The sequence below is a fragment of the Micromonospora sp. NBC_01699 genome, from assembly GCF_036250065.1.
Taxonomy (GTDB): domain Bacteria; phylum Actinomycetota; class Actinomycetes; order Mycobacteriales; family Micromonosporaceae; genus Micromonospora_G.
The window spans coordinates 3,962,384-3,987,423 of sequence record NZ_CP109199.1; the positions used below are offsets into that span (position 1 = coordinate 3,962,384).

Annotated in this window: 21 protein-coding genes; 5 read left to right on the forward strand and 16 right to left on the reverse strand. The window is 71.0% G+C overall.

Translation table 11 applies throughout. The features are described 5' to 3' along the window. Window positions 1-2: 2 nt before the first annotated feature. The 5 genes from OG792_RS17330 to frc form a co-directional block, all read right to left on the reverse strand. Window positions 3-1,040 (reverse strand): TerC family protein, encoded by a 1,038-nt coding sequence (locus OG792_RS17330; RefSeq protein ID WP_329110822.1) that lies wholly within the window; start codon window positions 1,038-1,040, stop codon window positions 3-5. Then, a complete protein-coding gene (locus OG792_RS17335; protein ID WP_329110824.1) occupies window positions 1,037-1,600 on the reverse strand; it encodes a hypothetical protein in 564 nt (187 codons plus the stop codon). Before OG792_RS17335 ends, OG792_RS17330 begins: the two co-directional genes overlap by 4 nt. A 16-nt stretch (window positions 1,601-1,616) precedes the next feature. Then, a complete protein-coding gene (locus tag OG792_RS17340; protein ID WP_329110825.1) occupies window positions 1,617-3,155 on the reverse strand; it encodes an Nramp family divalent metal transporter in 1,539 nt (512 codons plus the stop codon). Between the two features lie 148 nt (window positions 3,156-3,303). Then, complete coding sequence (locus OG792_RS17345; RefSeq protein WP_329110827.1) at window positions 3,304-5,472, reverse strand: acetate--CoA ligase family protein; 2,169 nt, start codon at window positions 5,470-5,472, stop codon at window positions 3,304-3,306. A gap of 67 nt (window positions 5,473-5,539) precedes the next feature. Beyond that, window positions 5,540-6,769 carry a formyl-CoA transferase gene (gene frc, locus OG792_RS17350; protein ID WP_329110828.1) on the reverse strand — a complete coding sequence of 410 codons (1,230 nt, stop codon included), beginning with the start codon at window positions 6,767-6,769 and terminating at the stop codon, window positions 5,540-5,542. Between the two features lie 320 nt (window positions 6,770-7,089). Between frc and sucC the strand changes: the two genes are divergently transcribed. After that, entirely contained in the window at window positions 7,090-8,268 is a 1,179-nt protein-coding gene (gene sucC / locus OG792_RS17355; RefSeq protein ID WP_329110830.1) for an ADP-forming succinate--CoA ligase subunit beta, read from the forward strand. Window positions 8,269-8,273: 5 nt separating this feature from the next. Continuing rightward, window positions 8,274-9,161, forward strand: a complete 888-nt coding sequence (gene sucD, locus OG792_RS17360; protein ID WP_329111307.1) for a succinate--CoA ligase subunit alpha — start codon at window positions 8,274-8,276, stop codon at window positions 9,159-9,161. An 82-nt stretch (window positions 9,162-9,243) separates the two neighbouring features. On the opposite strand, the gene fdhD is transcribed toward sucD, so the two are convergent. Together fdhD and OG792_RS17370 are read right to left on the reverse strand one after the other, a co-directional pair. Beyond that, on the reverse strand, window positions 9,244-10,101 hold the full coding sequence (gene fdhD, locus OG792_RS17365; RefSeq protein ID WP_329110831.1) for a formate dehydrogenase accessory sulfurtransferase FdhD: 858 nt from the start codon (window positions 10,099-10,101) through the stop codon (window positions 9,244-9,246). A 61-nt stretch (window positions 10,102-10,162) separates the two neighbouring features. Beyond that, window positions 10,163-11,533: an MFS transporter gene (locus OG792_RS17370; RefSeq protein ID WP_329110833.1), complete on the reverse strand. Its 1,371-nt coding sequence runs from the start codon at window positions 11,531-11,533 to the stop codon at window positions 10,163-10,165. A gap of 192 nt (window positions 11,534-11,725) precedes the next feature. Between OG792_RS17370 and OG792_RS17375 the strand changes: the two genes are divergently transcribed. After that, on the forward strand, window positions 11,726-11,974 hold the full coding sequence (locus OG792_RS17375) for a DUF6457 domain-containing protein (RefSeq protein WP_442932481.1): 249 nt from the start codon (window positions 11,726-11,728) through the stop codon (window positions 11,972-11,974). Further along, entirely contained in the window at window positions 11,971-13,245 is a 1,275-nt protein-coding gene (locus OG792_RS17380; RefSeq protein ID WP_329110835.1) for a molybdopterin molybdotransferase MoeA, read from the forward strand. The genes OG792_RS17375 and OG792_RS17380 overlap by 4 nt, the downstream gene beginning before the upstream one ends. A gap of 111 nt (window positions 13,246-13,356) precedes the next feature. Here the strand turns inward: OG792_RS17380 and OG792_RS17385 are convergent, their stop codons facing one another. The 3 genes from OG792_RS17385 to OG792_RS17395 form a co-directional block, all read right to left on the reverse strand. Further along, window positions 13,357-14,589, reverse strand: coding sequence for a pyruvate kinase (locus OG792_RS17385; protein WP_329110836.1), 1,233 nt, complete (start codon window positions 14,587-14,589; stop codon window positions 13,357-13,359). Between the two features lie 11 nt (window positions 14,590-14,600). Then, window positions 14,601-15,485 (reverse strand): 2-hydroxy-3-oxopropionate reductase, encoded by an 885-nt coding sequence (locus OG792_RS17390; protein ID WP_329110838.1) that lies wholly within the window; start codon window positions 15,483-15,485, stop codon window positions 14,601-14,603. 203 nt (window positions 15,486-15,688) lie between these two features. Then, complete coding sequence (locus OG792_RS17395) at window positions 15,689-16,906, reverse strand: PP2C family protein-serine/threonine phosphatase (protein ID WP_329110840.1); 1,218 nt, start codon at window positions 16,904-16,906, stop codon at window positions 15,689-15,691. Window positions 16,907-17,183: 277 nt separating this feature from the next. On the opposite strand from OG792_RS17395, the gene OG792_RS17400 reads away from it, so the two are divergent. Continuing rightward, window positions 17,184-17,624: an ATP-binding protein gene (locus OG792_RS17400; protein ID WP_329110841.1), complete on the forward strand. Its 441-nt coding sequence runs from the start codon at window positions 17,184-17,186 to the stop codon at window positions 17,622-17,624. 70 nt (window positions 17,625-17,694) lie between these two features. On the opposite strand, the gene OG792_RS17405 is transcribed toward OG792_RS17400, so the two are convergent. From OG792_RS17405 to OG792_RS17430, 6 genes are all read right to left on the reverse strand, one after another. After that, window positions 17,695-19,824 carry a hypothetical protein gene (locus tag OG792_RS17405; RefSeq protein WP_329110843.1) on the reverse strand — a complete coding sequence of 710 codons (2,130 nt, stop codon included), beginning with the start codon at window positions 19,822-19,824 and terminating at the stop codon, window positions 17,695-17,697. A 310-nt stretch (window positions 19,825-20,134) separates the two neighbouring features. After that, a complete protein-coding gene (locus OG792_RS17410; protein WP_329110844.1) occupies window positions 20,135-21,130 on the reverse strand; it encodes an Lrp/AsnC family transcriptional regulator in 996 nt (331 codons plus the stop codon). Further along, entirely contained in the window at window positions 21,120-21,965 is an 846-nt protein-coding gene (locus OG792_RS17415; RefSeq protein ID WP_329110845.1) for an alpha/beta fold hydrolase, read from the reverse strand. The genes OG792_RS17410 and OG792_RS17415 overlap by 11 nt, the downstream gene beginning before the upstream one ends. A 42-nt stretch (window positions 21,966-22,007) precedes the next feature. Then, the gene (locus OG792_RS17420) at window positions 22,008-23,174 is read right to left on the reverse strand and encodes a M24 family metallopeptidase (RefSeq protein WP_329110847.1); all 1,167 of its coding nucleotides are present in this window, start codon (window positions 23,172-23,174) and stop codon (window positions 22,008-22,010) included. Window positions 23,175-23,179: 5 nt separating this feature from the next. Continuing rightward, complete coding sequence (locus OG792_RS17425; RefSeq protein ID WP_329110850.1) at window positions 23,180-24,073, reverse strand: ABC transporter permease; 894 nt, start codon at window positions 24,071-24,073, stop codon at window positions 23,180-23,182. Continuing rightward, a complete protein-coding gene (locus tag OG792_RS17430; protein ID WP_329110852.1) occupies window positions 24,070-25,035 on the reverse strand; it encodes an ABC transporter permease in 966 nt (321 codons plus the stop codon). The genes OG792_RS17425 and OG792_RS17430 overlap by 4 nt, the downstream gene beginning before the upstream one ends. Window positions 25,036-25,040 lie beyond the last annotated feature (5 nt).

The following is a 25,040-nucleotide window of genomic DNA, read 5'->3' on the forward strand; positions in this document are numbered from 1 at the left end:
GATCAGGACGCATCACGTTCCGCCATGGCGACTTCCGAGGTCCCCGGCTGATCGTCGTCCTTGGCACCACCGGCCGGGACGGCGGCGGGTTCTACCGCCCGTCGTCCGTCCCGCCGGGTCTTCAACAGGCTGGCCACGGTGGTGACCAGCAGCGTACCGAGGATGACCCCGAGCGAGACGACGATCGGCACCTCGGGTGCCCACCCAACCCCGTCGTGGTGCAGCGCCTCCAGGACCAGCTTCACGCCGATGAAGGCGAGGATGAGCGCCAGTCCCTTGCTCAGGTACACCAGGCGGTCCAGCAGGGCACCGATCAGGAAGTAGAGCTGCCGCAGGCCCATCAACGCGAACGTGTTCGCGGTGAAGACCAGGTACGGCTCCTGGGTCAGGCCGAAGATCGCCGGGATGGAGTCGAGCGCGAACAGCAGGTCGGTGGTACCGATGGCGACCATGACGATCAGCATCGGGGTCACCATCCGCCGACCGTCGATCCGTGCGAACACCGACGCGCCGTGGTAGGACTCGGTCGTCGGCAGCACCTTCCGGACCGTACGCAACGCGACGTTCTCCGAGAACTCGTCCTCCTGTTGCGGCCCGACCAACTTGATCGCGGTGTAGATCAGGAACGCGCCGAACAGGTAGAAGAGCCAGTCGAACCGGGTGATCGCCTGGGCACCCGCGGCGATGAACACGCCCCGGAGCAGCAGCGCGATCACGATGCCGATCAGCAGCACCTTCTGCCGGTACTTCACCGGCACCGCGAACCGGCTCATGATGATGACGAACACGAACAGGTTGTCGACACTGAGCGAATACTCGGTGAGCCAACCCGCGAAGAACTGCCCGCCGTACGTGGCGCCGGCCGTCCCGGTCAGGACCAGGCCGAAGGCGACCGCCGCCAGGATGTAGAAGCTCACCCACGCCACGCACTCCCGAAAGGACGGGTCGCGCGGATTGCGGGCCACCAGGTAGAAGTCGATGGCGATCATCACGATGAAGGCGCTGATCGTTACCGCCCACACCCAGCCGGGCAGATTCATGCCCTACCTCCGGTCCGGGGCCGGATCAGCCGGCCCAACCCCTGCCCGGCGCCGCGATTCCGCCGCCGGTTCTCCCGTGCCTGCCACTGCGCCTCGGCGTGCCGCAGGTAGAAGGCGTACAGCCGATCGGCCGGCTCGTTGTCCCGCCGGATCCGGCGCAACCAGCCCGGCGCGAACCGCTCGTGCAGCCAACTGAACCCGATGGCGAACCCGAGACTGATCATCGCCTGGTACGCGAGGAAGCCGAGCACGTCCGGCGGTAGTGCCGGCCGACCGGCGATCAGCAGACCGGCCAGCACCTCGTGGACGAGCCTGGCCAGCGGGAACCCGACGAACCAGTAGAGCCCGGCCGGCGCGAACACCCCGGGCGTGATGATCCCCGCCCCGAGCAGCGCGCCGAACCCGCCACCGACCAGCGCCATCGGCAGGCCGAGAGCCACCCCGGTGGCCACCGCCCAGCCGAACGGCTGGCCCACGATCAGGGCGAGTCCCAGGGCCGCCAGTCCGGCGCTCGCGCCGATGCCGGCGCCGGGAACCGCTATCCGACCGAGGTCTCTCATCCGCTTGGCAGTCATCTCAGCCCACTACCACGCCGAACCGGATGAGGCTGTAGACCAGCATGCCCAGGTAGAACACCGCACCGAACCCGATGATCAGATTCTGTAGCACGCCGGGTCGGATTGGTTTGGGCAGCATCCGGTTGTTCACCAGGAGCAGCACCACGCAGTACGTACCCATGGCGAAGGTGGACAGGAAGGCCAGCACGTCGAGGATCGCGCCCGGACCGTCGGCGGGGCCGAACAGCAGGATCAGGATTCCGAACGTGATGACGCCCCAGAGGAAGCCGGCGTAGAGCTTCGACATGCCGAAGCGCTTCGCCCCGCGGATGAAGTGGTAGCTCATGTCGGCCTGGCCGCGTGAGAACGAGTCGAACAGGCCGAGCGTGGCGTTGAGACCGATCAGCGCGATGAAACCGAGGAAGATACCGCGCAGCACCGGCGCACCGGCCGAGGCGAAGGCGTCCGCCATCGCGGTCAGGGCGACCTCCCGGTCACCGTCGCGGATCAGCCCGGCGACGTTGGGACTCTCCCGCGCCGCGGTCTGGGCCAGCACGGTGAACGAGATGGTGACCAGCATCGTGATGCCCCAGAAGAGCAGGATCGCGTCGAAGGTCACCCACTTGCGCCAACCCCGCCACTTGCGCATCTCGGCCGGGTTGTCGGTGTCGAACATGAACCCGCGCGAGGGCATGACCTCTTCCTCGCCCGCCGACCGCAGCCCGCGGATCCTCGGAATGTGCGCGCCCATGCCGGCGCCGGAGTCCCGCAGGTGCAGCGTGTACCACATCTGCTGCATGCCGGACGGTCCGGCGAACGCGACCGCGCCGACCAGCACCGGGAACCAGGCCGCCGACATCGCCTCGTCGGGCAGGTAACCGAAGTGGAACATGCCGCTGAGCGTCGAGGTGACGTCGCTGAACCGGCCGACCATCGAGGCCGCCACGGCGGTGCCGACCACGAGTACGCCGATCAGGATGCCCAGCAGGCTCTCCAGCAGGGGGTAGATCACCGACGCCAGGCTGAACAGGATGCCGACCACGATCAGGCCGATACAGGAGGTGACCACCCAGGGTATGCCGGTCACCTCCTCGAAGGCGGCGGCACCGGTGGAGAGGTGACCCGGCCAGATGTAGACCAGGATCGCCACCCCGAAGAAGAACCACATCAGTGGTTTGAACACCCGGGCGGCGCCGAAGAAGATGCTCTCGCCGGTGGCCATCGCGTACCGGGCCATCTCCAGCATGACGAACGCCTGGAGGGTGACGCCGATCAGGAACAGCCAACGGATCTCCGGCCCGAAGACCAGGACCAGTCGGGGCCACATGTACGACTCGCCCATGCCGACGCCGAGCGCGACGAGGAACACGGTGGGGCCGAGCAGGTGGATGGAGGGGGGTGCGTCCGGCAACTCCCGGATCGGCATTGGTTCGAGGCCGCCGGCCCGCCAGACGCGTTGCTCGCCGGGATTGGCTGCCGGGATGGATGCGGTGGTGCCGGGTGGAGCGGTGGCGCCGCCCCCCTGGGGGTGGGGGCCGGGAATGTTTGAAGCGTCCACGTTGGACCTCCTCGGGACCTAGTGGCTGGGGGGTCTGGGGGACGGACCCAGACCCCGACGTCATGTCCTGTTCGCCTCCTGGCCGCGGGAGCGGTCGCTGTCGCAGGTTTCCCCTCGGCAAGACCGGTGTGCCGCGGGTCTTCTCGGATCAGCCGCCGGTGCTCGGGTCGACGCCGACGAGCCCTGCGGCCCGGGCCCAGCGGTACTTCGCGCCGAGCACGGCGACCGGCTTCTCCGTGGTGTACGGGTAGGCCACGATGCCGTGCCGGTACAGGTGCTCGCTTGCCTGCTCGACCTCCACGTCGCCGGCGAGCGAGGCGACGACGGGCTTGTGGATGCCCTTGGCCCGGAACTCCTCGACCACGTCGACCACCAGCTCAGCGAAGACCATCGGCGGGGTGACGATGGTGTGCCAGTAGCCGAGGATCAGCGCGTGGATCCGGGGATCGGACAGGCCGAGCGCGATGGTGTTCCGGTAGGTCGACGGCGGTTCGCCGCCGGTGATGTCCACCGGGTTGCCGGCCGCGCCGAAGGGCGGGATGAACGCGCGGAACGCCTCGTCGAGATCCGACGGAATCTCCATCAGGCGCAGACCGTTGTCGACGCAGGCGTCGGAGAGCAGCACGCCCGAGCCGCCGGCACCGGTGATGATGACGACGTTCTCGCCCTGCGGGGTGGGCAGCAGCGGAATGCCGCGGGCGTATTCGAGCAGGTCGTTGAGGCCGGGGGCGCGGATCACGCCGCTCTGGCGCAGGATGTCGTCGTACACCTTGTCGTTGCCGGCGAGCGCGCCGGTGTGCGAGCTGGCGGCCTTGGCGCCCTGGGCGGTCCGACCGGCCTTGAGCACCAGCACCGGCTTGGTCTTCGACACCCGCTTGGCGGTCTCGGCGAAGGCCCGCCCGTCCTTGAGGTCCTCCAGGTGCATGGCGATGAGCTGGGTGTTGGGGTCGGTCTCGAAGAAGGTCAGCAGGTCGTCCTCGTCGATGTCGGCCTTGTTGCCGACGCCGACGATCGAGGAGACACCCATCTTGGCGGACCGGCTGAAGCCGAGGATCGCCATGCCGATGCCGCCGCTCTGCGAGGAGAGGGCCACCCCACCCTTGACGTCGTACGGGGTGCAGAAGGTCGCCGAGAGGTTCTCCGGCGTGTAGTAGTAGCCGTAGATGTTCGGCCCGAGGATGCGTACGCCGTGCCGGCGGGCGATCGCCACGACCTCGTCCTGGAGTTCGTGGTTGCCGGTCTCGCCGAAGCCGGACGGGATCAGGATCGCCCCGGCCACGCCCTTGGCGCCGACCTCCTCCAGTGCCTGCGGCACGAACCTCGCCGGAATGGCGAAGACCGCGACGTCCACCGGTCCGGGTACGTCGCTGATGCTGCGGAACGCCTTGCGGTCCAGGATCTCGTCGGCCTTCGGGTTGATCGGGTAGATCTCGCCCTGGTAGCCGCCGTTGACCAGGTTCTTCATCACCGAGTTGCCGATCTTGCCGGCCTCGGCGGAGGCACCGATCACGGCGACCGCGGCCGGCCGCATGATCCGGTTCATGCTGGCCAGGATCTCCTCCTCGGAGAACCGCTCCGGCGTCCTGGCCGCGTTGTCGTCGATCAGGATCCGGACGTCCACCGCGGTCGCACCGGTCGAGGTGGCCAGCACCGGGTTGAGGTCGACCTCGGCCAGCTCCGGGAAGTCGGTGACCAGGTCGGACAGCCGCTGGATCAATCCGGCGAGCACCTCCCGGTTGGCCGGCTCGGCACCGCGTACGCCGCGCAGGATCTCGGCCGCGGCGATGCCGTCGATCATCGACAGCGCGGTCTCGTGGTCGGCCGGGGCGAGCCGGAAGGTCACGTCCTTGAGCACCTCGACCAGCACACCGCCGAGCCCGAACGCGACCACCTTGCCGAAGGTCTCGTCGGTGACGGTGCCGACGATCACCTCGTGGCCGGTGGTGAGCAGCTGCTGCACCTGGACCCCGACGATCCGGGCGTCGGCCCGGTACGCCTTCGCGTTGTCGAGGATGGTCTGGAAGCCGTCCGCCACCTCGGCCGGCGTCTTCAGCCCGACCAGCACGCCGCCGGCCTCGGTCTTGTGCAGGATGTCCGGTGAGACGATCTTCAGAACCACCGGCAGACCGATCTGCCCGGCCAGGGTCACCGCCTCGTCGGCGCTGGTGGCCAGCCCCTCGCCGGGGGTGGCGATCCCGTACGCCTCGACCACCAGCCGACCCTCGGGCGCGGTCAGCGAGTCACGGCCCTCGGCACGGACCTGGTCCAGGACCCGGCGTACCGCCTCGCGGTCGTAGCTGGTTGCGTTGTCTGGCATTTCCTCGTCTCTCCTTCGGACCGATTGCTCCGCCGGTCGCGGCGGACGGTGGACAGCGGCGGGATGGTCAGATCACACCGGCGGTACGCAGGTCGGCGACCTGCCGCTCGTCGTAGCCGAGTTCACCGAGGACCTGCGCGGTGTGCTCACCGAGCAGGGGCGAACGCTCGATCTCGACGGTCGAGTCGGACAGCTTGATCGGGTTGCCAACGGTCTTGTAGACACCCCGCTCGGGGTGCTCGACCTCGACCACCGAGCCCAGTTCGGCAAGGGTGGTGTCCTCGATCAGTTCCTTGGTCGACAGGATCGGTCCGCAGGGGATGTTGTGGGCGTTGAGCTTCTCCATGACCTCCCACTTGGTGTGCTTCTCGGTCCACTCCTCGATCAGCGCGAAGGCCTTGTCGAGTTTCGCGAGGCGTACCGCCGGGGTGTTCCAGGCCGGGTCGTCGGCGAGTTCGGGCTTGCCGATCAGCTCGGTGATCGGTTTCCAGCCCACTGGCTGGATGATCACGTAGATGTAGTCGTTCGGTCCGCCCGGTGCACAGCGCACGGCCCAGCCGGGCTGTCCGCCGCCGGAGGCGTTGCCGGAGCGCGGCACCTCGTCGCCGAACTGCTCGTTGGGGTACTCCCCCAGCGGCCCGTGCACCAGCCTCTGCTGGTCGCGCAGCTTGACCCGGCACAGGTTGAGCACCGCGTCCTGCATGGCGACCTGGACCCGCTGGCCACGGCCGGTGTTGGTGCGCTGGTACAGCGCGGCGAGGATGCCGGCGACCAGGTGGATGCCGGTGCCGGAGTCGCCGATCTGGGCGCCGGTGGCGGTCGGCGGGCCGCCCTCGAAGCCGGTGGTGCTCATCGAGCCGGCCATCGCCTGGGCGATCACCTCGTACGCCTTGAAGTTGGCGTAGCGGCCGGGTCCGAAGCCCTTGATCGAGGCGTAGACCAGGCCGGGGTTGATCTCCTGTAGCCGCTCCCAGGGGAAGCCGAAGCGTTCCACCACACCGGGCCCGAAGTTCTCCACCAGGATGTCCACCCCGGACACCAGTGAGGTGAAGATCTCCTTGCCCTGTTCGCTCTTCATGTTGAGCGTGATGCTGCGCTTGTTGGAGTTGAGCATCGTGAAGTAGAGACTGTCCACGCCCGGCAGGTCGCGGAGCTGGGCACGGGTGATGTCCCCGGTGCCGGGTGCCTCCAACTTGATGACATCGGCGCCCATCCACGCCAGGATCTGTGTGGACGAGGGACCGGACTGCACGTGTGTCATGTCGAGGACGCGAATGCCCTCCAGTGCCTTACCCATGAGCCGACCTCCTGTACGTGACCCGCCACGTGTTGCTGATCAGGGATTCAGACCCGAGGTCTGCGTTTCGCAGGTCCGGGGCTGATCGTCGAGCCATCAGCACCCTCCACGTCTCGGGGATTGCATACCGTATGGGGTAGGCAATATCGTGGCCCATGTAACAGCGGGGTGTCTAGGGGGTAGCAGACCGAATTCGGTGAACCTTCGGAAACCGCCTCGACTCGCGGTTCGCGGATGGACCATGCCCGCTCGGAGTCCGCGACCGTCCCGCACTCGACCGGGCGCCACCACCGGTGAAGGTCAAAAGAGGGAGGCCCTCAGTGGATCTGTTGGAGCACCAGGCACAGGACCTTTTCGCCAAACACGGCGTACCTGTGGGTAGGTACCGCGTTGCCACCACCGCGCAACAGGCCCGCGCGGCCGCCGCCGAGATCGGCGGCCGGGTCGTGGTGAAGGCCCAGGTGAAGACCGGGGGCCGGGGCAAGGCCGGCGGCGTCAAGCTGGCCGACGGCCCGGATTCGGCGTACGAGACGGCGGGTGCCATCCTCGGCATGGACATCAAGGGACACACCGTCGCCAAGGTGCTGGTCACCGAGGCCAGCGACATCGCCGACGAGTACTACGTCTCGCTCCTGCTCGACCGGTCCAACCGCTCGTTCCTCGCCATGGTGTCCCGCGAGGGCGGAATGGAGATCGAACAGGTGGCGGTGGAGAAACCGGATGCGTTGATCCGGCTGCCGATCGACCCCGCCGAGGGCGTGACCACCGAGATCGCCACCCGCCTCTGCGTCGACGCCAACCTCCCGCCCGAGGTGCACGACGGCGTACGGGACGTGCTGGTCCGGCTCTGGACGGTGTTCACCGAGGAGGACGCGACGCTGGTGGAGATCAATCCGCTGGCGCGGCTGGCCGACGGCTCCGTACGCGCCCTCGACGGCAAGGTCACCGTGGACGACAACGCCCGGTTCCGGCACCCCGCGCACGCCGGGTTCGTCGACACCGCCGCGGCCGACCCGCTGGAGGCCCTCGCCGCCGACAAGGACCTGAACTACGTCAAGCTCGACGGCGAGGTCGGCGTCATCGGCAACGGTGCCGGCCTGGTGATGAGCACGCTCGACGTGGTCGCGTACGCCGGGGAGGAGTTCGGCGGGGTGAAACCGGCCAACTTCCTCGACATCGGCGGCGGCGCCTCGGCCGAGGTGATGGCGAACGGGCTGGAGATCATCCTCGGCGACCCCGCCGTACGCAGCGTCTTCGTCAACGTGTTCGGCGGCATCACCGCCTGCGACGCGGTCGCCAACGGCATCGTGCAGGCGATCGAACTGCTCACCCGGGACGGCGCGAAGATCACCAAGCCGCTGGTGGTGCGACTGGACGGCAACAACGCCGAGGAGGGCCGGCAGATCCTCACCAGCGCCGCCCTGGACTGCGTACGGACCGTGGACACGATGGACGGCGCGGCCCGCCTCGCCGCCGAACTCGCCGCCAAGGGGGCATGACAGCGATGGCAATCTTCCTCACCGACGCCAGCCGGGTGCTGGTCCAGGGCATCACCGGGACCGAGGGCACGAAGCACACCCGGCGGATGGTCGCCGCCGGCACGAACATCGTCGCCGGGGTCACCCCCGGCAAGGGCGGTCAGCGGGTCGACGGCATCCCGGTGTTCAACACCACCGCCGAGGCGGTCGCCGCCACCGGTGCCGACACCTCGGTCGTCTTCGTGCCGCCCCGGTTCGCCAGGGCCGCGGTGGTCGAGGCGATCGACGCACAACTGGCCCTGGTCGTCGTCCTGACCGAGGGCATCCCGGTGCACGACACCGCCGCGTTCTGGGCGTACGCGTGCGCGACCGGCAACCGGACCCGGATCATCGGCCCGAACTGTCCCGGCCTGATCAGTCCCGGACAGTCCAACGCCGGCATCATCCCGCCCGACATCACCGGACGGGGGCGGATCGGCCTGGTCAGCAAGAGCGGAACCCTGACCTACCAGCTCATGCACGAGCTACGCGACTTCGGCTTCTCCACCTGCGTCGGCATCGGCGGCGACCCGATCGTCGGAACCACCCACATCGACTGCCTCCAGGCGTTCGAGGACGACCCGGAGACCGACGCGATAGTGATGATCGGCGAGATCGGCGGCGACGCGGAGGAGCGGGCCGCGGAGTACATCTCCGCCCACATCACCAAGCCGGTGGTGGGCTACGTGGCCGGCTTCACCGCCCCCGAGGGCAAGACCATGGGGCACGCCGGCGCCATCGTCTCCGGCTCGTCCGGCACCGCCGCAGCGAAAAAAGAGGCGCTGGAGGCGGTCGGGGTGCGGGTGGGCAGGACACCGTCCGAGACCGCCCGGCTGATGCGCGAGACGCTGCTGTCCCGGCTGGCCAGCCGATAGCGACGGGAACTCCCGGCCTCCCCACTCGTCCGAGGGGAGGCCGGGAGGCGGTCGTACCGACGCTTGTCGGGCGTACCGGTGGTCAGGACAGTGCGTCGGCGGTCGGCGCGCGGTCGGCGAGCCCCAGCCGGTGCGCGCCGGTGTAGACGTTCATCGACGCGCCGCGCAGGAACCCGACCAGGGTGAGTCCCGAATCCGCCGCGAGGTCGACCGCGAGCGAGGACGGCGCCGACACCGCCGCCAGCGCCGGCACCCCGGCCATCACCGCCTTCTGCACCAGTTCGAACGAGGCCCGGCCGCTGACCAGCAGCAACGTGCCGCGCAGCGGCACCCGCCCGGACCGCAGCGCCCAGCCGACCACCTTGTCGACGGCGTTGTGCCGGCCGACGTCCTCACGCAGGCAGAGCAACTGCCCGGCGGCGTCGAACAGCCCGGCGGCGTGTAGCCCACCGGTACGGTCGAACACCCGCTGCGCCGCGCGCAGCCGGTCGGGCAGGCTCGCCACCAGGTCCGGGGTGACCCGGAACGGATCCTCGGCGACCGACCAGGCCGCCGTGGTACGCACCGCGTCCAGGCTGGCCTTGCCGCAGAGCCCGCAGGAGGACGTGGTGTAGAAGTTGCGCTCCAGCGACGGATCCGGTGCCGGCACCCCGGCGCCGAGCACCACGTCGACCACGTTGTACGTGTTCACGCCGTCGTCGGTCGCCCCGGCGCAGTAGCGGATCCCGGCGACGTGCTCGCCCCGCTGCACCACGCCCTCGCTCACCAGGAACCCGGCGGCCAGGTCGAAGTCGTCGCCCGGCGTACGCATGGTGATGGTGAGCGCCCGCCCGTTGACCCTGATCTCCAGCGGTTCCTCGGCCACCAGCGTGTCCATCGGCTCGGAGACGGTCCCGTCGACCACCCGCACCACGCGACGTCGGCTTGTCACGCGTCCCATCTGCCACCACCCATCGTCGGTCCGGAAACCCGGTCGGACCCGGTGCGCCGGGCCCGACCGGTCACAGCTCGTCGGGACGCAGCCGGGGCAGGACCGACAGCGTCGGCCGTCCCGGTTGCCGCATCCCGCTGGTCAACAGTGCGCCGAACAGCCCCAGACAGCCAGCCGCGACAAACGCCGCGATCGCGCCGGGGGTGCCGATCACCAGTCCGGCGAACCCGATGCCCACCAGCCCGCCGACCACCTTGCCGGTGTAGACGATGCCGTAGTTCAGCAGGGTCGCCTCGCCACCGAACCAGTCGCGTACCAGGCTGACCAGCAGAGAGTATCCGGCGCCGGTGCCCGCGCCGGCCAGTCCGGCGAACGCCACCACCGCCGCCACCCGCTCGCCCTGCACGGCGGCGAGCAGGCCGAACTGGGCCACTCCCCCGACGGCCAGGGCCAGCCCGAGCGTACGGCGGCGGCCCAGCCGGTCGGAGAGCGAACTGGTGACCGCCCGGCCGACCCCGGTCGCGACGGCCAGTACGCCGATCGAGGCGACGATCAGCCCCGGCTGCCCGGCCCGGTGGTGGGCGAAGCCGACCAGGTACGCGATGTCGAACAGGGCCATCGCGGCGGTCACCACGACCAGGAAGAACATCACCGGCAGCATCCCGCTGCGAACGGCGGCGCGAGGCGAGTACGGCCGCATCGCGGGCATGTTGTTCGGGATGCTGCGGTTGAGCCGGCGGTCGACCGCCCACCGCTGCGGATCGAGGTCCGCCGGCCACCAGTGCCGGGGCGGCTTGCGCAGCAGCAGCCCGCTGACCGCGATCACGACGAACACGGCGACCGCGGTGCCGTCCAGCACCCCCGGCAGGTTCTCCGGCCCCAGCGCGTACGCGGCGACCACGACGAACGGGATCGCGCCGTAGCCGAAGGCGCCGCTGACCACGCCGACCATGGTCGCGGTCCGCTCCGGGAACCACTCGGTCACGGTGGCGATGCAGGTCAGGTAGACCAGCCCGGCACCGATCCCGCCGAGCACCGAGTAGCCGAGCAGCACCCCGGTCAGGTCCCGGCTGTGCCCGAGGGTGACCAGGGCGACCAGGCTCAGCGTGGCACCGGCCAGCATCGGTACGGCGAGCCGGACCCGGACCCGCCGGTAGAGCCAGACCGCCGGCAGCGACGTGCCGGCCTGGCAGACGATCCAGACCGCCAGTACGGCGAACGCCTCCCAGAGGGTCCAGCCGTTGGCCCGGACCAGGGCCGGGATCGCGGCGCCGAAGCCGTACTGGAACAGGCTGATCGCCAGCATCGAGGCCCAGCACAGCCGGAGCATCCAGGTGCGTGAGCGTCCCATCAGGTCGAAGTCGGTCTCCCCGACGCGGTAGCGACGCCCGTAGACGTCACGTACCTCCCGTGCGGGAACGGCATTCCTGGCGTCCGGCATCCCTGGCACCTCCACCTGTCACGGTGCGGCCGGGCGTCGGGAACCCCCGGACGACGGCCATTGTATACTGTATGTTACGTGCACTAGTGTCTACCAGCGACGTACGACTGTCCAGGATCAATCGATTCGGCCCGCCGGGTCGGGCACGATGGAACCGCCGGCCGGCAACCGACCGGAAGACAACGAGGGACGCTGATGAGCCAGTTGCAGGATTGGAACCGCCGGGCGCTCGACGAACTCGGCCTCGACCCCGGCACCCTCGACCAGGCCCTCGTGCTGGACCTGGCCCGCGACGTGGCACACGGGGTGGCCCGACCGGCGGCACCACTGAGCACCTACCTGCTCGGGGTGGCGGTGGGCCGGGGCGCCGACCCCGCCGAGGCCGCCGCGCGGCTGGTCACCCTCGCCGAGAGCTGGCCCGGCCGGGAAACCCGATCGTGAACACCACCGGCTGGCCCGAGGCCCGACGGATCGCGCGGGCGGCCGGCGACCCGCTCGGCCGGGTCGACCTCGCCCTGCCCGACGCGCTCGGCGCCACCCTGGCCACACCGCTGGTGGCCCTCTCCCCACTACCGGCCTACGACGCCGCCGCGATGGACGGGTACGCCGTGGCCGGCACCGGACCGTGGCGGGTCACCGGCCGGGTGCTCGCCGGCGACCCGACCCCGGTCGACCCGCTGCGCCCCGGCACCGCGGTGGAGATCGCCACCGGCGCCCTGGTGCCCGTCGGCGCGGACGCTGTCCTGCCGTACGAGCGGGCCCGGTGCCGGTCCGACCGGGTGCACGGCGAGATCGAAACCGGCCGGCACATCCGGCGGCGCGGCGACGACTGCCCGCTCGGCGAGCAGGTGCTACCGGCCGGCAGCCTGGTCACGCCCGCACTGCTCGGCCTGGCCGCGAGCCTCGGCCACGACCGGCTGACCGTCTTCCGCCGCCCCCGGGTCGGGGTGGTGGTCACCGGCGCCGAACTGCTCTCCGCCGGGCTGCCGTCGCCGGGACGGGTCCGGGACGCGATCGGCCCACTGCTGCCCGGACTGGTGCACGCCGCCGGCGGCGAGATCGCCTGGACCGTCCGGGTGACCGACGACAAGGCGGCGCTGGTCGAGGCACTCCGGCGGCCGGGCGCGGACCTGACGGTGGTCTGCGGGGCCACCTCGGTCGGCGCCGCCGACCACCTGCGCGCCGCCCTGGAGGCGTTGACGGCACTGATCCGGGTGCACGGGGTGGCCTGCCGGCCCGGCCACCCGCAACTGCTCGCCACGATGGCGGACGGTCGCGCGGTGATCGGCCTACCCGGCAACCCGTACGCGGCCCTCGTCGCCGGGCTCACCCTGCTCACGCCGCTGCTCGGGCAGCTCGCCGGACGCGTGGAGCGGGCACCGGTGACGGCCCGGCTGACCGGACCGGTGAAGGTGCTCGACCGGGACACCCGGCTGGTGCCGGTGACGCGGGTCGGTTCGGGAGTGGTCCCGGTCGGCCACGACCGCCCCGGCCTGCTCTGGGGGGCGGCCGAGGCACACGCGCTGGCGGTCGTACCGCCGGGTTGGCCGGGTGGCGAGGTCGAACTGCTCGCGCTGCCCGGCGCGGAGGCGGCAAACCCCGTACCGGTGCCGGCCGTCGCCGACCCGTCCCGACCCGGCACCGCCGCACCGGCCGGGGGAACGACCCGGACCGGGGTACGCCTGCCCGCCACCGCCGGCGCGGAGGTCTGACGGCCGACGGTGCCGTGGCCTACGGTGTCGTGGCCTACGGCAGCGCGGGGCGCGATGGTACGTCGGCTGGACGCGGCGGTACGGCGGCTGGATGGGGCGGCGATTGGACGGTCAGGACACGGGTTCGGGGCGGGGCGCGGGGCGGCGGGCCGGTCCCGACGGTTGTCCGGGCGGTCGGGCCAGAACCCGGTCACCGAGGTGGAGCAGGCGCAGGGTGTTCGTCGAACCGGGCCGGCCGGGCGGGCTGCCCGCCACGATCAGCACCAGGTCGCCCACCTGGAACCGGGGCAGCGACAGCAGTACGTCCTGCACGTGGTGCACCATCTCGTCGGTGTGCGACACCACCGGCACGCCGAACGTCTCCACCCCCCAGGTCAACGCGAGTTGCGCCGGTACGCCGGGCTCCGGGCTGAACGCGAGCAGCGGTACGGCGGGCTGGTGCCGGGCCAACTGCCGGGCGGTGGCGCCGCTGCGGGTGAAACAGCAGATCGCCCGTACCCCCAGCGACTCGGCCACCTCGGCGGCGGCCTCGGCGATCGCGTCGACGTTGGTGACCGCCGCGATCCGGAATCCGGTACGCCGGGCCGAAGCGGTCGCCTCGGCCGAGCCGACGATCTGCGCCATCATCCGTACCGCCTGCACCGGGAACGCCCCGACGCTGGTCTCGGGCCCGAGCAGCAGCGCGTCCGCGCCGTCCAGGACGGCGTTGGCCACATCCGACGCCTCGGCCCGGGTGGGCCGGGGCTGCTCGACCATCGAGTCGAGCAACTGGGCGGCCACCAGCACCGGCTTCGCCAACTCGCGGCAACGACGGATGGCCCGCTTCTGGATCAGGGGTATCTCGTCCAGCGGCAACTCGATCCCGAGGTCGTCGCGGGCCACCACCAACCCGTCGAAGGCCGCGACGATGTCGTCCAGGTGGCGGGCCGCCGCCGGGGTGTCCAGCTTCGCCAGCACCGGCCGCCGCACCCCGTACCCGTCCATCACGTCGCGGACGATTTTGACGTCCTCGGGCGAGCCGACGGCGGAGAGCGCCACCAGGTCCACCCCGAGCCCGAGGACGAACCGCAGATCCGCGGTGAGCTGCTCGGTGAACGCGGCACCGGTGGCCGGATGCCCGAACCGGATCCGGGGCCCGCGCAGGTCAGCGAGCACGCCGACGGTGCGGCCGGCCCGCGCCGCGACCTCGCGCAGCAGCCGGTGGGTCGAGGCGTGCTGGGCCGGGGTGCCGTGGCCGAGGTCGATCCGGGCCACGTCCATCCCGGCCCCGACCAGCTCCCGCAACCGATCCGGGGTCGCGCTCGCGGGGCCCAGGGTGCAGACGATCTTCGCGCGGCGGGGCATCGGGGGCGACCTCAGCCCGAGGTACGACCGGAGAGCTGCTCGACCACCTTCAGCAGCGCCGAGTGGTCGAGTCCACCGTGCCCCTGCACCTTCAGCGCGGCGATGAGCTGGGCGACCGCCGCACCGAGCGGGATCACCACTCCGGCCTCCCGCGCCGCCGAGGTGACGATCCCCATGTCCTTGTGGTGCAGGTCGATCCGGAAGCCGGGCTCGAACTGCCGGGCCAGCATGCCGGGCGCCTTCAGGTCGAGGATCCGGTTACCGGCCAGACCGCCGGCGAGCACCCGGATCGCCGCCTCGGTGTCCACCCCGTACGCCTCAAGGAAGACGATCGCCTCGGCGACGAGTTCGATCGTCCCGGCGACGATCAGCTGGTTGGCCGCCTTGACGGTCTGGCCGGAGCCGTGCGGCCCGACGTGGACGATGGTGGCACCGACCACCTCCAGCACCGGACGGGCGGTCTCGAAGTCGGCCGCGTCGCCGCCGACCATGATCGACAATGTGCCCTCGATCGCGCCCCGTTCGCCACCGCTGACCGGCGCGTCGAGCACCCGTACGCGGTAGGGCTTCGCCGCCTCGGCCACGACCTGCGCGGTCTTGGGCGAGATGCTGCTCGTGTCGATCCAGAGCTGCCCCGGGCGGGCGGTGGCGAGGATGCCGTTGTCGCCGAGGGCGAGCGCCTCGACGTCGGGTGAGTCGGGCACCATCGTGACGACCACGTCGGACTCCCGGACCACCTCGACGAGCCCACCGGCCGCCCGGCCGCCGCTGGCCGCGAGCGCCTCGGTGCGCGCCGGACTGTAGTCGTAGCCGATCACGTCGAAGCCGGCCTTGACCAGGTTGGTGGCCATCGGGCCGCCCATGATGCCGAGTCCGATGAAACCCACGCGTGTCATATCAGCGATCTCCTCACGTTGCTCCAGGTCGCACTGCCGGCGCGGCGGGGTGGTCGGTCGGGCCGCCGCCCGTCCACCCGGCGGGAGACACCGCCCTCTAGGATTCTGTATGCAGTATGGAGGTCAGTCAAGGCATGGTTCGGGACAGCACCCGGCCCACTCGCGCGTCTGCGCGGGTGGGCCGACCGTGAGGTGTGCCCGGACTAGCCGGCGGACGAGTGGCGGCGGAGGCTCAGCAGGGCGATGTCGTCCTCCGGTTGCTCGACACCGAGCGTCGACATGACGGACACGCAGACCTCTTCGGCGGAGGCCGGCCGGATGATCGCACGCAGGCGCTCAAGTCCGATGTCGATGAGCTCGTCCCGGCGCTCGACCAACCCGTCCGTGTAGCAGACGAGGACCGCCTCCGGCGGGAAGTCGACCACCGTGGTCCGGCGGCGGCGCACCCGGCCGACGCCCAGTGGCGGATCGACGGGGAGCGTCAGGAGGTCGGCCGGACATCCGGGGCGCACCAGCATGGGCGGCAGGTGACCGGCCAGGGACACGTGCAGTCGATCCCGTTCCGGGCTGACCATGACGTACAGGACGGTGGCCAGGTTGCCGGCCTCGAAGTGGTGGACCTTGCGATCGAGGCGGGTCAACGCGTCCGCCGGATCGTCACACTCCAGCGTGTACGCGCGCAGCGCGCTGCGCAGCCGCCCCATCACCACGGCCGCGGCCAGCCCGTGCCCGGACACGTCGCCCACGACCAGGCCGAGCCATCCCGACGGGAGGGCGAAGACGTCGTACCAGTCGCCGCCGATGCCGGCCTGGTGACCGGGGACGTACCGGGCGGCCGTGTCGACGCCGGGCACGTTCGGCAGGCGCGCGGGCAGCAGGCTCCGCTGGAGGGCGAGCGCGGCGGCGCGGTCGATGCTACTCAGTCGCGCCTGACACGCCAGCGCGGCGCGATCGGCCACGAGTTGCAGCAGGTGGACGTCGTCCGGAGTGAACCGCCGTACGGCACGGGTGCCGACGTGCAGGACCCCGACGAGGTCCTTGCCGGCGAGCATCGGTACGCCGACCAGCGAGCGGATGCCCTTGTGCCACAGCACCGGGCTGACCGCGTCGGCCCGCTCCAGCCGCTCGATCACGACCGGCTGCTTGTCGCGCGCGACCCGCCCGGTGAAGCCGTGGCCGACGGGAAGCCGGAAGCCCTGGCGAAGCTCCTCCTCAAGACCCCTCGACGCGGTGGCCACGAGCTGCCCGGCGTGCGGGTCGACCAACAGGATCGCTGCGGTGTCGACCCGCAGCAGGTCCCGTACCCGGCCCAGCAGTTCGTCGAGTAGCTCGTCCACGTCGAGCCGGGACAGGGCCGCGTCGGTCACCGCCTCGATCCGGCGCAAACGCTCGACACTCCCGGTGTCACCTGCCTCGATCACGGGACGAGCCTAGCCTCAGCCCGACCGGGCGTGGCCACCCCCGGACGCGACCGGCCGGCGGCGGTAGCATCTAGCCAACTTTTGCCGATCACGATCGGAGGGATCCGCAGCAGTTCCGGTGAGGTCGGGGTCGGCGGCGTTCCGAAACCCCGACGGTTGCCGAACACGACAAGCACGCCGCCGCCGCATTCCGCCCGGCCTTTCGGGCAACTCGGCCCGCTTCGACGGCCCCGGATCGCCCGTGCGGAAGGTCGAACCAGGTCAGAAAGGGACTGCCGTGACCGGGCATCCCCCACCCGACACACCACCATTCGGCACCAACCAACTACTTCTCGTATCCATCTTCGACGCGGGCCGGTTCACCGAGGTCCGCCACGCGGTCGACGCCGTGATCCGCCGTTGCCGGCTGAGCGCCGAGAAGGCCGCGGACTTCGTCACGGCCGTCAACGAAGTCATGATCAATGCCGTCCGCCACGGCGGCGGCAGCGGCGAGTTGCGCCTGTGGGAAAGCGCCCAACTGGTGTGCGAGGTCCGCGACCGCGGGCCGGGTTTCCCGGCGGCCGGGTACCTCAACCGCAGCCAGCGGCCGACACCCTCCCCCGACGGCGGGATGGGTCTGTGGATCGTCCAACAGACGACCGACACCCTCTCGATCGACAGCGGGCCGGCGGGTACCACCGTCCGGATCGGCGCCGCGCTCGCTCCGCGTACCTCCTAGGCCCCTCGTCTCGGGAGGACGTTCCTCGCGGTGGCGCGGGCCGGCGGGTGACCGGGCCGAGGCAGCGCCGCTACTGGCCGGGGACCGCCCGCAGACGCCGTTCGGCGGCCGGCGTACGACGTCCGGCGACCACGTCGCTGCGCCAGCGGCTGACGTACTTCGCCGCGGTGGTGCGCTCGGCCGCACTGAGCCGCAGTCGGTCCACCGCCAGGTCGGTCAGGGCGGAGTTCTCCCGTTCGTCCCCGGCCGGCACCTCCTCGTCCAGCAGGCCGTAGACCCGGGCCCGGAGCGAGCCTTCCGTATTGGACGGCACGGACGCCACGCCTCGGGCCGGCCGCACCGGCTCCGCCGCCGCCACGGAGCCGACCTGCGACGGAGGCTGGGTACGGGTTGCCGCCGCGGCCACCAGGTCGGGCAACGGTCGGTCCAGCAGCGGTACGGCCGACATGCCGTCCTCCGGCTCGACCGGCAGCCCCCGCTCCGATACCGGCTCCCGCTCGTCCGTGACCCGCGCGGACTCCGGCGCCCGTTCGGCCCCGATCCGCGCCGACACCGACCGCCGTTCGGCCCCGACACGACCGGACGACTCCCGCGCCGCCACGCTCCGCCCCGACACCGCCTCCCGCTCCGGCGCGGTACGGACGGATGCACTCTCCCGCTCGGGTGCGGTACGGCCCGACGCGGTCTCCCGCTCGGGTGCGGTACGCGCGGGTCGGCGCTGCTGGGCGGTGGAGAAGATCGCGCTCACCTCGGCCGTCAGCGCGTCCCATCGGGGGCGGCCCGACTCCGACCGGTCCCCCGGATCGACGGTCCCGTTCCGCTCGGGGTCCGAGCGCGGCGTGCCCTCCTCTGCCCCGGCGGTGACGGCCGGGGTGGGACGGTCGACCGCCGGTGTCGGCGCCTGGTCGGCCGGATCGTCCGGTCCGGCCACCGGTTGCGTCGGCGCGGGTGCCGGGTCGACCAACGTCGGGTCCGGGTCGACCCCGGCGCTCGGCGCGACCCGCTCACCCGTCGGGGCACCCCGGTCGACCAGCGCGATCGACACCGACTCGACCGGCGCGTGCTCGGCGTCGTCGGAGGAGGCGCCCGGAGCCGACCGAACGTCGTCGGCATCGGCCGGGGTACCCGCGATCGACCGGGTGTCGGCATCGTCGCGGGGCCCGCCCGCGATCGACCGGACGTCGGTGGCGCCGTGCGACGTGGCCGGGAAGGAGCGGGTGTCCGGGCCGGTCAGGGACGGGGTGGGGGTCGCGAGGGCATCGGTGAGCAGTTGTCCGGCCGAGGCGAGCACCGCGGCGTCGAGCGGTGCGCCGCGCCGTCGCCACCGTCGCCGGCGACCGGCGGGCAGGTTGCCGGCGAGCACGCGGGCGGGTGCGAGGTCCGCCGCGATGAGCGCGGTCAGCCCGTCGTAGTCGGCGCGCTCGGCCAGCCGGCGGGCAATCTCGTCGAGGTCGTAGACGGCCACCGCGATGTCCGCCGTGGTCCCGTCCAGCGCTCGCCTGATCTTGCGACGCAGCACCTTGGCCAGGGCGGTCTGCCGGCGCTCGGTCCGTACCTGCGCGCGGGCCGCGTCGAGCGAGCCGTACAGGCCCAGTCCGGGCGCGGCCTTCGCCAGCGAACGGGCCCGCCGGGTCAGCATCGGGTGCCGCAGCCAGTGCCCGACCACCTCGTACGCGGGCGGCGTGGGCGGTAGCTGGCGCTTGGCCCGCAGCCGGTCCCGGCGCTTGTTTTCCGTGTTCATCAACCACACCAGGTAGCCCAGCAGTGACATGCCGCCGTAGAAGCCGCCTTCGAGGTGGTTGTCGTGGGCCAGCCAGTTGAACGCCACCGCTCCGCCGGCGATGGCGGCGGAGAGCACCCGCGAGAGGGTGGCGTGCTCGCCCAACCGGCGGCGCACATCCGCGTTGGCGAGCACCACCATGCCGCCGAGTTCCAGGGCGCCGACCGCTGGAAGCGCCACGTACCAGGGCATGCCCAGCGCCTCCATCGCGCCGGACACCTGACCACCGAGCGCGATGAGCAGCACCACCACGTAGAAGGCGGTACGCATCCGGGTGGTGGCACGCACCGCGGCGGCCAGGTCGGCGTCCTCCGTCGGCGGCGGGCCGTCGACCGCCCCCGGACCGGCTGTACGGCCCCGCCCGGTGGGTGACCCGTTCGCCGGCTCGTCCTGCCAGTACCGGCCCTGGACTCCAGACATCGGGTTGCGCTCCCTCTCCTCGGGACCCGACCGCTGCCGGACGGCAATGGTCGGGTCCTACCGGCACCGCCCAAGCCTTCGACAGGCACGCCGAACTCCCGGTCCGGTGGGCGCGACATCGGGGGCCGCAACCGCGCCGAACCACCCGAAACGCCCCCACAACATAGACCCCGTCCCCTGCCTCGATCGACCGGGTAAGGCGGGTGGTGAACACCGCCGGATCGGGGTCCGCGACACCACCGGCGTGACCAGCCGGAACATCAGGGTGACCGCGGAGCGCGACCGAGCCACTACCTCGACCGGGCCGGGCTCACCGCTGGGCGGTCTCGATGCTGCCCCGCCACCACGGCGTCTCGACGAAGCCGCGACGCAACACCAGCAGCACCACGCTCGCCGTCCACCCCTGTACGCCCTCCATCCGGCCGAGGGTGTTGGTGGTGAACTGGAACAGGTCCTGGGTGGTGGGCAGGATCAGCTCGCACATCAGCGCGTTGTTGCTGAGCATCGCGGCCACGTACCGGACGCCGCGGTAGCGGGAGAGGGTCCGCGCGACCGAGTCGAGGAACGGCGGGGCGACGGTGATGTTGAGCACGATCTCCGACTCGAAACCCAGGGCCGGTGCCGGAACCAGGGTCGTGACCAGGATGCAGCCACGGCTGAGCAGCGTCTCGAAGCGTCGGCGTACGGTGCTCTCGTTCAACCCGACCTCGGCGGCGACGGTCCGGAAGCTGGACCGGCCGTCCTCGCGCATCAGGTCGATGATCTGGCGGTCGACGGCGTCGAAGTGGCTCGGGTCGCACTGGTGCGCCTCGGCCACCTCCTCCGGCGGGGCGTCGCTGAGCAACTGCCGGCTCCAGTCGTGCGACACCTTGTACACGTGCAGGGTGAGGTCGGTGTCGCAGCGCTGCACCCCGTCGATGGCGAGGATCCGCTCGACGATCCGGGCCTGCAACGACTCCTCCCGGCGCAGGTTCAGCTCGGCCAGAATGTCGTACGGGCCGGTGACCAGGCTGAGGAAGCGCAGGTCGGCATGGCGGACCAGTTCGGCGAGCACGTCCATCTGCGTACCGGGTTCGCAGGTGATGCGCAGCACGAACAGGTCCGCCGCCCCGGCGTGGTTGTTGCCGGGGATCGCCGCGACCCGGACGACGCCCTCGCGCAGCAGTTGCTGACCGCGCCGGGCGACGGTCGCGACCGAGCTGCCGGAGAGTTCAGCGATCTCCGTCCAGCTGGCCCGACCGTCGCTCTGCAACGCGGCGATGATCCGCCGGTCGAGGTCGTCGAGGTGGTCGGTGCTACTGCTCATCGGCGCCAATCTCGTGGAGGAAGTCCCGTACCACCTGTCGCCACCGCTGCGCCTCTTCGATCTGCGGCGAGTGGCCGGACTTTTCGAACACGACGAGCCTAGCGTCCGGAATCAGGGATGCAATTACCTCACTGCTCGCCACCGGCGTGATCCAGTCGTCCCGGCCGACGGTGACCAGGGTCGGGCAGGTGATCCGGTGCAGCTGCGACTTGATGTCGTAGTTCGGCATGTTGACGGAGAACGCGTAGTTGTGCGTCTCGTAGCGGTACGGCGTCGCCTCCACCCGCTCGGTGACCTTGGCCGGGTCGTACACGTGGTCGTAGAGCGGCAGGATCTCCCGCCAGCAGTCGCGCAGGTCCGCGTCGTCGCGGGTCTGCCCGGTGTTGATCCGGTCGAGCTTGTCCAGGTCGATGCTGACCCGGGTGGAGGTCTCGGCGTTGTGCCGGGCGGCCTTGTCGTTCTCGTGGTCGGCCGAGGTGTCCCGCAGCACCAACGCGCGCACCCGCTCGGGGTGGCGGATGGCGTACTCCATCGAGATGAAGCCGCCGTACGAGCCGCCGGCCATCACGAACCGGTCGACGCCGGCCCACTCGCGCAGGCCGTCCACATCGGCCACCCACTGCTCGTGGCTGAACGGGCCGTTGCCCTCGCTGATCCCGGAGCCGCGGGCGTCGAAGACGATGACGCGGAAGGTGTCGGCGAACGGGCTGAAGGTGGCTCTCGGCTCGGTTCGCGAGCCGAGACCGGGCGCGCCGTGATGGGCGATCAGGACCGGCGCGTCGTCCGCGCCGAAGACCTCGACCTCTAGTTCGTTGCCGTTGATGGTGAGCCGCACGGTCTTTCCTTTCCTACTGGAGCATTCGCCGGGGCGTCGGGCTCAGAGCGCGACGACGACCTCGTCGAGGGAACGGGGGTACGAGGTGAACGGCCGGGCACCGTCGGCGGTGATCAGCATCGAGTCGGAGATGCGGTAGCCGGCGTGACCGGGGATGTAGATGCCCGGCTCGTTGGAGACCACCATGCCGACCTCAAGCGGGGTGTCGTCGCCGTCGGCGAGCCACGGCGGCTCGTGCATGCCCAGCCCGATGCCGTGGCCCTGCCGGTGTCGCAGGTACTCGGCCAGTCCGGCGGCGCGGATCACGTCCAGGCACACGGTGTTCGCCCGCGAGCAGGGCACGCCGGGACGCAGTGCCTCGCCGCCGGTCTGCTGCGCCTGCCGGACCGCCTCGTAGTAGCGGCGCTGGTCGGCGGTGGGTTCGCCGAGGATGAACGTCCGCTCCCCCTCGACGAACCGGCCGCCGACCGCGCAACCGAGGGAGAGCATGAAGGTGTCGCCGGGACGCAGCCGGTAACCCGAGGGCAGGGCGTGCGGGCGGGCGCTGTTCGGGCCGGCGTAGACCAGGCCGCCGGCCAGCGGCGAGACCACCACCACGTCGGCGTGTTCGGCGTACATGGTGCGGGTGCCGACGGTGGTGATGTGGTCGGCCAACTCGGCCTCGCTGGGCAGCTCACCGCCGCCCGCGACGGCGTCTTCGATCAGCGTACGGCCGGCGGCCAGCATCAGGTCGGTGATCCGGGCGGCCTCGGCGTGCAGGGCGATCTCCTCCGGCCGCTTGCGGTAGCGCGCCCGGGTGACCAGATCGGTACGGACCATCGTGGCGCCCGGGAACGCGGCGGTGACCTGGGCCAGCCGATCGACGCTCATGCTGCCGGCGTACCCGATCCGGCCGGTGACCGGGGCGAGGTAGCTGAACTGGGGACGCAGTCCGGGAAACTCCGGATAGGCGACCAGTTCGGCTGCGCTGCGCTGCGCCTGCGCGTGCTCGCGTTCCAGTTCGGGCAGGAGCAGTCGGGTGGTTCCGTCGGTCGGGAGCAGCACCGCGACCGGCCGTTCGCCGGGGTGGTGGAAGAAGCCGGTCAGGTAGGCGACGTCCTCCGGGTCGTCGGCGAGCATCGCGTCGAGACCCTGGCGGGCCAGTTCGACGCGTACGTCGTCCTGGAGTGCGGTGTAGAAGGTGGGTGACAGCCGTTGGGTTTCCAGCATCGTTGCTAGTCCTCCCGGGTACGGGGGTTGCGCGCGTCGTTGTACGCGATGGAGATGAGGGTGGCCGAGACGACCAGGGCGAGCATGGCCAGCGATGGGAAGAGTGTGGTCCACCAGGCGCTGGACATGGCGCCGGACTGCTGGGCCTCGTACAGGATCCGACCCCAGGACCAGCTGTTCGGGTCGCCGAGCCCGAGGAACGCCAGGCCGGCCGCGGACAGTACGGCCCGCGACGCGGTCAGCACCACCGACACCACGATCACCGGGGCGACCGCGGGCAGCAGGTGCTTGCGGATGATCCAGACGTGTGATCCGCCGGTGAGCCTCGCCGCGTCCATGTACGGCAACCGGACCACCGACAGTGCCTGGGACCGGACCACCCGGGTCACCTCTGGCCAGGAGAAGAACGCGATGACCAGGACCAGGGTGACCAGGCTCGGCCCGGCCAGCGCGGCGACCAGGATCATCAGCGGCAGCACCGGCAGGGACAGGCAGAGGTCGACGATGGTGCCGATGAGCGTGTCCGCCCGGGGAAAGTAGGCACCGAGCACCGCGACCAGTACGCCGAGCACTATCGCGAGCGCGGAGGAGAGCGCGGCGACCACGATGCTGAGCCGGGCTCCCCAGACCACCTCGGCGAAGATGTCCCGGCCGAGGTTGTCGGTGCCGAACCAGTGTGCCCCGGACGGGGCCTGGAGCACCTGGTCGCCGTACCCGGACGGGGAGGCGGTGATCAGCGGCGCGCAGACGCCGACGATCACGAGTACGGCCAGGATGGCGACGGAGGCCAGGCCGAGCGGGTTGCGCCGGAACGCCGACCAGGTGGCTCGGGCCGCGGTGACCTGGTCGGTGGCGACGGTCTCCAGTGGCCCGACGGGTGCGGTGGCCGCGGTGGTCAAGACGTCCTCACTCTCGGGTCGAGCAGTCCGTAGGCGAGGTCGGTCAGCACGTTGGCGACCACCACGGTGGCGGCCAGCAGCACGAACGCGCCCTGTAGGACCGGGAAGTCGAGCTGGGTCACCGCCTCGTAGATGCCCCGGCCGATGCCGGGGTAGGCGAAGACGGTCTCGGTCAGCACCGCCCCGCCGACGAGGAAGCCGAGTTGCAGCCCGACCAGGGTGGTGGTGGGCAGCAAAGCGTTGCGCAGCCCGTGTTTCCAGACCACCTTTCGGTTGGGCAGTCCCTTGGCGCGGGCGAGTACGCAGTAGTCCTCGCCGAGGGACTCGATCAGGGTGGAGCGCAGGGTCAGCACGTACGAGCCGAGTTGCACCAGGACCAGGCTGAAGCAGGGCAGGATCAGGTGCAGGGCGACGTCGCCGTACCAGGCGGCGCCGTAGATCCCGGGGCTGTACGCGCCGCCGATGGGCAGCCAGTGCAGTTGCAGCCCGAAGACGAAGAGCAGGAAGATGCCCACGCTCGGGACGAACAGCGACTGCCCGGTCACGCCGCCCACCTGGACCAGTCGGTCCAGGAAACCGCGTGGGCGGGTCGCCGCCAGCACCCCCAGGGGGATGCCGACGGCGACCGTCACCACCAGTGACGAGATGGTCAGCAGCAGGGTCCACGGCAGGCGCTCCAGGAGCACGTCCGTGACCGAGATCTGCTGGGTGAACGAGATCCCCAGGTTGCCGTGCAGCAGCTGCCACAGGAACTTGCCGTACTGGGTGAGCAGCGGCTGGTCCAGACCGTACTGCGACAGCAGGATCTGGCGCGCTTCCGGAGTCATGTTCGGGCTGGCCACCGCCAGCGCGGGGTCACCCGGCAGCAGCCGGAGCAGGAGGAAGGTGACCGTGGCAGCGAACCACAGGGTCAGCACTCCCCTACCCAGTCTGCGCACCGCGAATCGGACAACCTGCGGCATCGGCG